The 13,063-nt window shown below is 65.4% G+C and carries 1 protein-coding gene; it reads right to left on the reverse strand.

Features of this window, described 5'->3' with window-relative positions; translation table 11 throughout:
* Positions 1-240: 240 nt before the first annotated feature.
* Entirely contained in the window at positions 241-12,459 is a 12,219-nt protein-coding gene (locus HB633_RS17680) for an autotransporter-associated beta strand repeat-containing protein (RefSeq protein ID WP_213779460.1), read from the reverse strand.
* Positions 12,460-13,063: the final 604 nt, after the last annotated feature.

Raw genomic sequence — 13,063 nt, forward strand, 5'->3', positions numbered from 1 at the left:
GAGCGTGCTTTTGGGGTACCAAACAGTTGTCACTGCACGCTGTGGACACTTAAGAATTAGCGGTTGAAAGGCGTTTTCTTTGCTTCGTTTCTTTGTCGCCGTTGGACAAAGAAATGAAGTGCCGCCACGCACAGTGGCTAATAGTGCTAAAGAAATCAGCTAACACCAAACGCGCGAGGGCCTAAGCAGCAACAACCCAACCCCAACCCCAACCCCGACCAAGCGCCAGCGACCCCCACCTCAAAACCTCCACATCAAATTCCCCTGAATCGCATTATCACGATACCCGCCACCGTACTGACCAGAATACGAAATCCCCAGCGTAGCGCTCTTCCCCACATTCACATCGAGCCCCACCTCAACGACCGCCGTGTCATGCGCGATCGGCACCCCTGCCACCGAGAACGTCGTCGAACTTCCACTAAAAGCGAGCCGTGACGTCGGCGTGACATCGCCAAACGCATGCCGCCATCCGACCATCGCCCGCGGCGTCACAGCCGTCGAACCGCTCAAGTCAAGACGCGTCGCCGCCCGCACGCCCAACGTCGAATACACGAGGTTCTGCGTATCGTTGCCGCTTTGCAATGCCGCCGCGCCGCCATTCTCAGTAAATCCATCGGTATGCAGATTCACGTAGGCCAGTCCGGCGAACGGTTCAAGCGCGACGTTGCCAACGGGTATCGCGTAACCGGTCTCGCCAAAGACCTGCGCGGTCCCGGCGTTATAGCTCGACGAAGGGTTATCGGAGAAACCGGCGAAGCCCGCGTTGCGGTCCACACGCACGTGGTTCCATGTGTACGCCGAGCCGACGCGCACGGCAAGTGCGCCGAACTGGGCGCCGCCATAGAGCGCGAGGTGGTAACTGTCGATGGAACTCGACGCGTTCTGCGCACTCGTATCGAACGATGTGTGGCCCACGCCGCCAGCCGCGCCCACGCGCCAGGTGTCGTTGATGGCGGTGTCGGCGCCGATCACGAAACCCGTGCTGCTGCGATCGACGCTCGCCGCGTTGCCATCGCCGCCAAGCCGCCCCTGCGAACCGAATGCCTGGCCCCAGGCTACAGGCGACAGACGCGGCTTGAGGTTGCATGCGCCTCGTGACGTGGTGTCGGCGACGGGTTTATCGATGCCATCGCTGGCGTCGTCGAGGCACGAAGCCGGTCCCGATGCCAGCGCCGCCAGCGCTCCCTCCGACGGCGACAGCGCCTGGCGCATCCGGTCGGAGACGGCGTCGCGGATGTAATGGCTATCGTCGAGCAATACGCTTTTCGCGCTCGCGTGGATCTCCCCCGACATGTTGTTCAGCGCAATGCGCGCCGTGGGTTTGTCCTGCGTGATCAGCGCGTCGTAGATGGGCGTGCCCGGACCCATCGCCGTGAGCGCCGTGCCTGCCGCGCGCTGGTTCTGCGTCGTGGCGACATCTGCGAACGAATTGCCATTCGGCTTGAGCGTGAGGAAGACGCTGTTCGGACCATAGCCGAGCGTCGGCGTAAGGAACGCGAGACTCGATACGGTATCGGTGAACGTGCCAGTGACGCCGCCGCCTGCGGTGAGGATGGTGTAGGTCGTGTTCGGCGCATAGGTCCCCGTCGACGGCTTCACTTGCACCGTGCCGCCGCCAAGTGTCGCGGCGCCGCTTGCTTCGATCAGGTTGCCCTGTGGTTGCGGGTTGACCTGCACCTGGTACGTGGAGCCCGGCGCGAAGCTGACGTTGCCGCCCACGTTGAGCGTCGTGTTCGCGGAGCCGGGCGCCGCAGTGCCGCCTGTGTTCACGATCAGCCCGCCGACCTTGCCGGTCCCGCCGAGGGTGCCGCCGCTGTTCACGGTGACCGTCGAATTTCCAATGGAACCATTCACCGCCAGCGTCCCGCCGTTCACCGATGTCGGCCCGGAATACGTGCTCGTCCCGTTGAGATTGAGTTGTCCCGATCCGTCCTTGACCACGCCGCCCGTGCCGCTGATCACGCCGCCGTACGTGATGGCGGCAGAGTGATTGAACGCTACTGTGCCGTTGTTGATGATGTTCCCGCTCACGCTGCCCGTCGTGCCGCCGTTGCCGAGCTGCAAGATGCCGGCGTTGACCGTCGTGCCGCCCGAGAATGTGTTGTCGCCAGTCAGTGTCAGCGTGTCCGTGCCACCCTTGATGAGTGAGCCGGAGCCGGTGATCGCGCCGGCGTAGTTGCCGCCGCCGTTGACCGTCAGCGCGCCCGCGCCGAGATCGAGCGAACCGCCGCTGCTGTTGCCGTTGAGCGAACCCAGCGTCAGTCCGTTGCCGTTCGTGTTCAGCGTGCCGCTGTTCAACGTGAGCGGTCCTGTGCCGAGCGCCGTGCTGCTGGCGAGGGTGATGGTGCCGTCGTTGAGTGTCGTACCGCCGCTATAGGTATTCGATCCTCCCAGTGTCAGGTTGGACCCGCCGTCCTTCGTCAAGCCTCCCGCGCCCGATACCGCACCGCTCAAGGTCAGATCCGCCGTCCCGCCAATCGTCACGCCCGTACCGAGATTGACCGCGTTGCCGACGGTGATGGCCGTGGTGTTATCGAGCGTGGCCGGGCCGGTGACGGTCAAGGCACCCGTGCCCAGCGCCGCGCCGTTGCCAAGCGTCAGCGTGCCTGCGTTGAGAACGGCGCCGCCGGAGAACGTGTTGGCGCCGGCGAGGGTTTCGTTGCCGCTGCCTTGCTTCACGATCCTGCCGGTTCCGCCGATGCTGCCGCTGAAGGTCTGGCTGCTTGCGTCGCCGAGGGTCAGCGTATTGCCGCCGAGCGTGACCGTGCTGCCCGTCGCGCCACTAAGCGATCCAATGGTTTGATTCCCGGCTGCAGCAATATCAAAACCGGCGCCGGACGCCGCCGTATTCACCACGCCCGTTGCGGACAAGCTGCCGCCCGCACCCAGCGCCAGGGTGCCGGCGTTGATCGTCGTGCCGCCGGTGAAGGTGTTGCCTGCCGTCAGCGTTTGGGTGCCCGTGCCCTGCTTCACGATGCCACCCGCTCCGCCGATCACGCCGCCGAAGGTTTGATTGGTGGCATCGCCGAAATTCAGCGTGTTGCCGCCGAGGGTGACCGTGCTGCCCGTCGCGCCCGAGAGCGATCCGATGGCCTGGTTGCCGCTTGCGCCGGAGATATCGAGTCCCGCGCCCGCGGCTGCCGTGTTCACCGCGCCCGTCGCTGACAAGCTTCCGCCCGCGCCCAAGGCCAATGTGCCAGCGTTGATCGTCGTGCTGCCGGTGAAGGTGTTCGCGCCCGTCAGCGTCTCGGTGCCGGTGCCTTGTTTGACGATGCCGCCTGTTCCATTGATCGCGCCGCCGAACGTCTGATTGGTAGCGTCTCCAAGCGTCAACGAATTGCCGCCCAACGTCACGGTGCTTCCGGCCGCGCCTGCCAGCGATCCGACGGTCTGGTTGCCGGCCGCTGAAATGTCAAAGCCTGCTCCCGACGCCGCCGTATTCACCGCGCCGGTCGTGGACAAGCTGCCGCCCGCGCCTAATGCGAGCGTACCGTCCTTGATCGTCGTGCCGCCGGTGAACGTGTTCGTGCCCGTCAGCGTCAGCGTGCCCGCGCCATCCTTCACCAGCCCGCCCGTACCGCTCACGACAATCGCGGTATTCAGGTCGTTCGAATAGTCGATGCCAAGCGTCCCGTTGTTCGTGATGTTGCCAATCACGCTGCCGCTCGTGCCGCCGTTGCCGAGCTGGAGGGTGCCGGCGTTGATCGTGGTGCCACCCGTGTAGGTGTTCGTGCCCGTGAGGATTTCCGTCCCCGTGCCTTGCTTCACGATGCCGCCCGTGCCGCCAATCACCCCGCCGAAGGTCTGGTCGCTCGCGGCGCCGAGCGTGAGCGTGTTGCCGCCGAGCGAGACCGTGCTGCCTGTGACGCCGGCGAGTGAGCCTATCGACTGGTTGCCGGCGGCCGAGATGTCGAGACCTGCGCTCGCGCCCGCAACGTTGACCGTGCCGCTCGCCGCAATGCTGCCGCCCGCACCCAGCGCGAGGGCGCCCGCGTTGATGGTGGTATCGCCGGTGTAGGTGTTGACGGCGCCGAGCGTTTCGGTTCCCGAACCTTGCTTCACGATACCGCCCGTTCCGCCGATCACGCCGCCGAAGGTCTGGCTGGTGGTATCGCCGAAAGTGAGCGTGTTGGCGCCCAATGCGACCGCGCTGCCCGTCGCACCCGCAAGAGAGCCGATGGTCTGATTACCCGCTGCCGCAATATCAAAGCTCGTGCCGGAAGCCGCCGTATTGACCGCGCCCGTCGATGACAAGCTGCCTCCCGCGCCCAATGCCAATGTGCCCGCGTTAATGGTCGTGCCGCCAGTGAACGTGTTTGCGCCCGTCAGCGTTTCGGTGCCCGTACCTTGTTTGACGATCCCTCCCGTCCCGTTGATTGCGCCGCCGAAGGTTTGATCGGTGGCATCGCCGAGGGTCAGCGAATTGGCGCCGAGCGTAACCGTGCTTCCCGCCGCCCCGCCAAGCGATCCGATGGTCTGGTTGCCGCTCGCGCCCGAGATATCGAAGCCTGCGCCGAGTGAGGCGGTATTCACCGCGCCCGTCGATGCCAGGCTGCCGCCCGCGCCAAGCGCCAATGTCCCTGCGTTGATCGTCGTGCCGCCGGTGAAGGTCTGTACGGCCGTCAGCGTTTCCGTGCCCGCGCCTTGCTTCACAATGCCGCCCGTTCCCCCGATCACCCCGCCGAACGTCAGGTTCGCGCCGTTGCCGAAAGTCAGCGTGTTGGCGCCCAACGCGACCGTACTGCCCGTCACGCCAGCAAGCGAGCCGATGGTCCGGCCGCCGTTTGCACCGGAGATATCGAAGGAAGCGCCTGCTGCCGCCACGTCCACCGCACCCGTCGGCGCGAGGTTCCCGGCCCCGCTTAACGCCAGGGTTCCGGCGTTGATGGTCGTGGCGCCGGTGAAGGTGTTCACCCCCGTCAGCGTCTCCGTTCCTGTCCCTTGCTTGATCAGTCCACCCGTTCCGCCGATGGCGCCATCGAAGGTCTGGTTGGTGGCGTCGCCGAGCGTCAGGTTGTTGGCGCCGAGCGTGATCGTGCTGCCCGCCGCGCCATGCAACGAACCGATGCTTTGCGCGCCGCCCGCCGAGATATCGAGTCCCGCGTTCGCGCCCACGTTCACCGTTCCCGCTTGCGACAGGCTGCCGCCCGCGCCCACGACCAGCGTGCCGGCGTTGATATCGGTGTCGCCGGTATAGGTGTTCGCGCCCGTGAACGTCGCGGTGCCCGTGCCTTCCTTCACCACGCCGCCCGCGCCGCTGATCACACCCGCAAAAGTGGTGTCGGTGCTGTCGCCGAAGGTCAGCGTATTGCCACCCAGCGCCAGCGTGCTTCCGCCGATACCCGAAAGCGATCCGATGGTCTGGTTGCCCGCCGCGCTCAGATCGAGCGTCGAGCCGACGCCGGCGACATCGACGGCGCCCGTCGATGCAAGGCTGCCGCCCGCACCCACGGCGAGCGTTCCTGCGTTGATGGTCGTGCCGCCGGTGTAGGTATTGGCGCCGGTCAGCGTTTCGGTGCCCGTTCCCTGCTTGACGATGCCGCCCGTCCCGCCTAACGCGCCTGCAAACGTCTGGTTCGTGGTATCGCCTAATGTCAGCGTGTTGGCGCCCAACGCGACCGTGCTGCCCGCAACGCCCGCCAGCGAACCGATCGTTTGATTGCCGCCAGCGGCAATATCAAGGGCCGCGCCAACGCCCGCCACGTTCACGGCGCCGGTGGACGACAAACTCCCGCCTGCGCCTACGGCAAGCGTGCCCGCGTTGATGGTCGTACCGCCAGTAAACGTGTTTGCACCGGTCAACGTTTCGGTGCCCGAACCTTGTTTCACGATGCCGCCCGTCCCGCCGATCGCGCCGCCGAACGTCTGGTTCGTGGCATCGCCTAATGTGAGCGTGTTCGCGCCCAGCGCAACTGTGCTGCCTGCCGCTCCGCCAAGCGAACCGATGGTCTGCGGACCCGTCGCGTTGGCGATATCGAGGGCCGCACCGGCGCCCGCCACGTTGACAGCGCCCGCGGACGACAAGCTTCCGCCGGCGCTCAATGCCAACGTTCCGGCGTTGATCGTGGTTCCGCCCGAGAACGTGTTGGCGCCGGTCAGCGTTTCCGTCCCGGTGCCCTGCTTGACGATGCCGCCCGTTCCACCGATCGCGCCACCGAATACTTGATTGGTGGCATCGCCGAAAGTAAGCGAGTGGCCGCCGAGCGCTACGGTGCTGCCCGTCACGCCTGCCAGCGAACCGATGGTCTGGTCGCCGCTCGCGCCAGAGAGATCGAAGGCAGCGCCGGCCGATGCGACGTTCACCGCGCCCGTCGATGCAAGGCTTCCTCCCGCGCCCAAAGCCAGCGTTCCGGCGTTGATCGTGGTGCCGCCGGTGAAGGTGTTCGCACCTGTGAGCGTCTCCTTCCCCGTCCCCTGTTTGATAAGGCCGCCCGCACCGCCTATGGCGCCGCTGAAGGTTTGATCGGTGGCGTCGCCAAGCGTCAGCGTATTGGAACCGAGCGTGATCGTGCTGCCCGCCGCGCCTTGCAATGAACCAATGGTTTGCGTGCCGCCCGCCGAGATATCGAGCCCGGCGCCCGCGCCCACATTTACGGTGCCCGCCTGCGACAAACTCCCGCCAATGCCCACGACCAGCGTGCCGGCGTTGATATCGGTATCGCCCGTGTAGGTGTTGACGCCGGTGAACGTCTCCGCGCCGCTGCCTTGCTTCACCACGCCGCCTGTCCCGCTGATCGAGCCGGCAAAGGTTTGATCGGTGGCATCGCCGAAAGTGAGCGTGCTGCCGCCCAGCGCGACCGTGCTGCCCGACACGCCTGCAAGCGATCCGATGGTCTGGTTGCCGCTCGCGGAGATGTCGAGGCCGGCGCCGACGCCGCTCAGGTCGACGGCGCCCGTCGATGCCAGCGTCCCGCCCGCGCCCAGCACGAGACTCCCCGCGCCGATGGCCGTGCCGCCCGTGAAGGTGTTGGCGCCCGTGAGCGTTTGCGTGCCCGCGCCTTGTTTGATCAAGCCGCCCGCACCGCCGATCGAGCCGCCGAACGTTTGGTTCGTGGCATTTCCGAAGGTCAGCGAATTGCCGCCCAGCGCGACGGAGCTGCCTGTTACGCCTGATAATGAACCGATGGTTTGATCGCCCGTGGCTGCGGAAATATCGAGGCTCGAGCCGGCGCCCGCCACGTTGACCGCGCCCGTGGCCAACAGGCTTCCGCCTGCGCCCAGCGCCAGCGTGCCGGCGTTGATGGTCGTGCCGCCCGTGTAGGTGTTGGTGCCCGTCAGCGTTTGCGTGCCCGTGCCTTGCTTGATCAGCGCGCCGGTTCCATCGATTGCGCCGCCGAAGGTCTGGCTGGTTGCATCGCCGAAAGTCAGCGAGTTGGCGCCCAACGCAATCGCGCTACCCGATACGCCCGCCAAAGAGCCGATGGTTTGATTGCCGGCTGCCGTGGAGATATCGAAGACCGAGCCTACGCTGGCCGTGTTCACCGCGCCCGTCGATGCCAGGCTGCCGCCCGCGCCCAGGGTAAGCCTGCCGGCGCCGATCGTCGTGCCGCCGGTGAAGGTCTGGGCGGCGGTCAAGGTTTCCGCGCCGCTGCCCTGCTTGACGATACCGCCCGTCCCACCGATCACGCCATTGAACGCATGGTTGGCGGTATCGCCGAACGTCATCGAGTTCGCGCCGAGCGTGACCGTGCTGCCCGCTGCGCCTGCCAGCCCGCCGATGGTTTGCGGACCGCTCGCGGCGGAGATATCGAATGCTGTTCCGGCCGCAGCCGTGTTGACGGTTCCGGATGACGCGAGGCTGCCGCCTGCGCCCAACGCCAGGGTTCCGGCGTTGATGGCCGTGCCGCCGGTGAAGCTGTTTGCGCCCGTGAGGGTCTCCGTTCCCGCGCCCAGTTTGATCAACCCGCCCGTGCCTGCGATCGCTCCGCCAAACGTTCGATTCGTGGCATCGCCGAAGGTCAGGGAATTGCCGCCAAGCGCAACCGCGCTTCCCGCCGAACCCGCCAGCGAGCCGATGATTTGCGCTCCACCCGCGCTGATGTCCAGTGCAGCGTTCACGCCGGCCACATTCACCGCGCCCGTCGATAACAAACCGCCGCCAGCGCCCAAAGCCAAAGTTCCGGCGTTGATCGTCGTGCCGCCCGAAAACGTGTTTGCGCTCGTCAGGATTTCCGTGCCCGCGCCTTGTTTGATCAACCCGCCCGAGCCGCCGATCACGCCGCCGAACGTCTGGTTGGTTGCATCGCCCAGTGTCAGCGAGTTCGCCCCCAGCGCAACCGTGCTGCCTGTCGATCCCGCCAATGAACCGATGGTTTGCGGACCGCTCGCGCCCGAGATATCGAACCGGGCGCCAACATCGGCCGTATTCACCGCGCTCGTCGATGCAAGGCTGCCGCCCGCGCCGAGTGCAAGTGTTCCGGCGTTGATGGTCGCGCCGCCCGTGAAAGTATTCGCGCCGGTAAGCGTCTCCGTTCCAGTACCAAGCTTTACGATGCCGCCCGTTCCGCCGATCGTGCCGCCAAAGGTCCGATTGGTGGTATCGCCAAGTGTCAGGGAATTGCCGCCCAGCGCGACCGTGCTGCCCGCCGTCCCGGCCAATGCGCCGATGATTTGGTTACTGCCGGCCGTGGATATATCGAATGCTGCACCCGGACCTGCGACGTTCACGAGACTTGTCGCGGCCACGCTGCCGCCGGCGCCTATCGCCAGGGTTCCGGCATTGATGGTGACTGCACCCGAGAAGGTGTTTGCGCCCGTGAGCGTCTCGGTTCCCGCGCCCTGTTTAATCAAGCCGCCCGTGCCCGTGATCGCGCCGCCGAAGGTTTGATTGGTCGCATCGCCGAAGGTCAGCGGGTTCGCGCCGAGCGCCACCGTGCTTCCCGCCGATCCCGCCAACGAACCAATGGTTTGCGCTCCGCCCGCGCCTATGTCCAGTGCCGCGCCAGCCCCGGCCACGTTCACCGCGCTCGTGGACAGCAAACTGCCGCCCGTACCCAGCGCGAGGGTTCCGGCGTTGATTGTCGTGCCGCCGGTAAAGGTGTTGGCGCCCGTCAGCGTTTCGGTTCCGCTGCCCTGTTTGACGATCCCGCCCGTCCCGCCGATCGCGCCACCGAACGTTCGATTGGTGGCATCGCCGAGGGTCAACGAGTTAGTACCCAACGTGACCGTGCTGCCCGATAAGCCGGCCAGTGAACCGATGGTTTGCGGACCGCTCGCGCCCGAGATGTCGAAGCCCGCGCCGGCGCCCGCCGTGTTCACCGCACTCGTGGATGCAAGGCTGCCGCCCGCGCCCAACGCCAGCGTCCCTGCATTGATGGTCGCGCCGCCGGTGAAGGCGTTCGCGGCGGTGAACGTCTCCGTGCCCGCGCCCTGTTTGACGATGCCGCCCGTCCCATTCACCACGCCGCTGAACACGTGATTCGCTGCGTCGCCCAATGTCAGGGAATTGCCGCCGAGCGATACCGCGCTGCCCGCCGCACCCGATAACCCGCCAATGGATTGAGGACCCGCCGCGCCGGAGATATCGAAGGCCGTGCCGGCCGCCGCGGTGTTCACGGAGCCTGCCGATGCCAGGCTGCCGCCGGCGCTCAAAGCCAGCGCGCCGGCGTTGATCGTCGTGCCGCCTGTGAACGTGTTCGCGCCCGTCAGCGTCTCCGTGCCCGTGCCCTGCTTGACGATCCCGCCCGTTCCGCCGATCGCGCCGCCGAAGGTCCGACTGGTGGCATCGCCGAAGCTGAGCGTGTTGGCGCCGAGCGTTACCGTGCTGCCTGTCGCGCCACCAAGCGAACCGATGGTTTGCGGCCCGCTCGCGCCCGATATATCCAGGCCCGACCCCGTCACCGCCGTGCTGACTGCGCCCGTCGATAACAAGCTTCCGCCCGCTCCCAGCGCAAGCGTTCCGGCGTTGATCGTCGTGCCGCCCGAGAAGGTATTCGCCCCGGAGAGCGTCTCCGTGCCCGTGCCTTGTTTGACGATGCCGCCCGTCCCGCCAATCACGCCGCCGAAGCTCCGGTTGCTGGCGTCGCCCAGGGTGAGCGTGTTGCCGCCAAGCGCGACCGTGCTTCCCGTTACCCCGCCAAGCGAACCGATAGTCTGATTTCCGCTTGCGCCGGAAATGTCGAGTCCTGCGCCTACGCTTGCCGTATTGACCGCGCCCGTCGCGGCGAGACTTCCGCCCGCGCCCAAAGCGAGCGTGCCGGCATTGATGGTCGTACCGCCGGTGAAGGTATTGGCCGCCGTCAGTGTCTCTGTCCCAGCGCCGCGCTTCACAATCCCACCCGTCCCGCCGATGGAACCCGCAAACGTTTGATTAGGGGTATCGCCGAAAGTCAGCGAATTCGCGCCCAGCAATACCGCACTGCCGGCCACGCCCGACAGCGACCCGATGGCCTGGTTCGCGCCGGACGCGGAGATATCGAATCCGGTGCTCGCGCCGCTCAGATTGACGGCACCGGTCGATGCCAGGCTTCCGCCCGCGCCGAGCGCAACAGTACCCGAGCTGATGTTCGTCCCGCCCGTGAACGTGTTCGCGCCGCTGAGCGTTTCCGTGCCGGCGCCCTGCTTGCTGATCCCACCAGTCCCGCCGATAGAACCCGCAAACGTTTGACTGGTGGCGTCGCCGAAAGCCAGGGTGTTTGCGCCCAGCGCCACCGATGTGCCCGCTATGCCTGAAAGCGCGCCGATGGTCTGATTGCCAGCCGATGTCGAGATATCGAAGTTCGCGCCCGGACCCGACAGATTCACCGCGCCCGTCGCGGCGAGACTGCCGCCCGCGCCCACGGCGAAGCGTCCGCCGCTGATGGTCGTGCCGCCGGTGTAGGTCGCGGGCGTGCCCACCGTGACCGTCGCCGCGCCGGTTTTGACGAGGCTCCCCGCGCCGCTGATGGCGCCGGTGAGCGTCAGGTTGTTAGAACCCGTGAGCGTCAGCGCATTGCCCGAGCCGATGCCAATCGCATTTCCCAGCGTGAGCGGCGCGGTACTGTCGAGCGCCGCTGCGCCGCCCACGCTCAGCGCGCCGCCCCCGAGCGCCTGCGCATTGCCGACGATGATCGATCCGCCATTGAGCGCCGTGCCGCCCGTGTAGCTATTGCTGCCGGTAAGCGTCAGCGCGCCGGCGTCGCTCTTGATAAGGCCGCCGGCGCCGGACAATACGCCTGACATCGTCAAGGCGTTGGGTCCCTGGACCGTGAGGCCGCCTGTTTGCAAGGTCGCGTTGTTGGCCACGTTCAGGCCAGCGGTATTCGCCTGGATCGTGCCGCCAGCCGAAGTCAGCGGGCCGCTGCCGAACGCCGCATTGTCGTTGAATCCGGCGATGCCGCCAGCAAGCGTCGTATCGACCAGACCGCCGAGCGGGCCGTTCAATGTCCACGTGCCGCTGTTCACCTTCAAATGCTGGAAGTCGATATACGTCCCGCTCGCGAACGTTCCCGTCCCGCTGGTTCCCGCGCCCGTGCCCGTGACCGCGTTTTGCAGCACGAGCGTGTTGTTGCCGCCAAGGCCGCCATCGACCACACCGGTCGCCGCGAAACCTACGTTGACCCCGATCACGCCGAGCGATAAACCTATGCCGCTCGCTGCGTTGACCGACGAGTCCGTCACGGCCGTGAACGTATTGGTGCCGTTGGCACCCATGTTGACGCTGCCGTTGATCGTCCCGGCGTTGACGAAGGTATTTCCTGCGCCCGGCGTGGCAGAGGCCTGCAAGCCAACGCGTCCGGTTATGACCCCGGTGCTCGTATTGACAACGTTCGCCTGGCCGCCGCCATAAACCGCGACCACAGGTGCATCCGATGGCACCACGGACACGCCCAGAATGCTCGATGCCCCGATGGTTCCCGAGTTGGTGATGTTGGTAACACCGCCCGTGATGTTCTGGACTGCGAGCGCCATGCCGGTCAGGCCGCTCAGGTTCACGCCGAGCAGTCCGGTCGTGCCGTTCATGATGCCGCTGTTGGTCACGCTCACATTGCCGGATGTGACGCCGTTGCCAATGAAGGTGCCGCTCGACAACAAGCCGATCGTGCCAAGCAGGCTCGGATCGATTCTTCCCTGGTTATCGAGCGTCACACCGCTTCCGGTGAGGCTCATGGCCGTTCCACCAACACCGAGCAGCACGCCAACCGTCGCACCGGGCGCCACGGTGACCGCCAGGCCACTTGCTGAATTCGCGTACGAAGGCGCGAGGGGATTGGCGGTGCCATTGCAGGTCACGGTCGGCGCGCTCCCTGTGCACGCCGCCCATGCCGCAGGATTGTCCGCGAGGAACAAGGCCGCTGTGGCAAGCGCCATGACCAATGGCTTCTGAAAGCCAACGCCAGTTGATTCGCCGAATCCGCCCGACTGGCTTATCGATACACCCCGCGCTGAAGGCCCTTTGCAATTGCTTTTCGCCAGTTCGGACGTGACAACGTAAGCACCCTGGGACTTACTCCAGACCACGCGATAAACCTTGCTCATTATTCCCTCGCTCTATTAGGTAGAGTGGAAGACGCCTTTGCAAATGCAGCGCCGATTGACTATCGATAAATCGCGGACGACACAATGCCGCGCACTGAATGCGCCGGTTTAAACCAACGAGGTGTCCGGATTTATATGGGCGAGCTTTTCCAGCCGCCTGCTGGTGGCATTTCAAGCCTGGTATTAGTTTTCGATGCTTAACGGCGCCAGCGAATTTCTCCGCGAGCGCGCAGAATCAAGCTCGCCAAATGCACCTTCGTGCGATCGACGTGATAGGGCGTGCGCTTACAACAGCGATTAACTGTGACATGGGCGTGAATCCCTCGGTTCTCTCTCGTTCTCATATTTGGCTTTTTCAGCCTTTGTCTGGAGAATGACAAGCTTTACAAGATATTTCAACAAATATTTGTTATCACTTGATCCCGCTGTTTCAAGGCGCAAGCGTTCAGACGCTGCAAACAGCTGCGCGAAAAGGGTAAACCGCCTTTGGGATTAAAACCGGGATATTCAGAGGAGCAGCACTAGGTAACGAAAAACCGGGTTACACCATCAATCAAACCGAAAACCGATGGTCTATTAAATCTTTCAAACTGGTTTGTTGCAG

The sequence above is a fragment of the Caballeronia sp. dw_276 genome, from assembly GCF_018449635.1.
Taxonomy (GTDB): Bacteria; Pseudomonadota; Gammaproteobacteria; order Burkholderiales; family Burkholderiaceae; genus Caballeronia.

What these genes read in the sequence shown, in the direction of transcription:
- HB633_RS17680 (WP_213779460.1), bottom strand. Translation starts at nt 12,459, where the DNA reads ATGAGCAAGGTTTATCGCGTGGTCTGGAGTAAGTCCCAGGGTGCTTAC.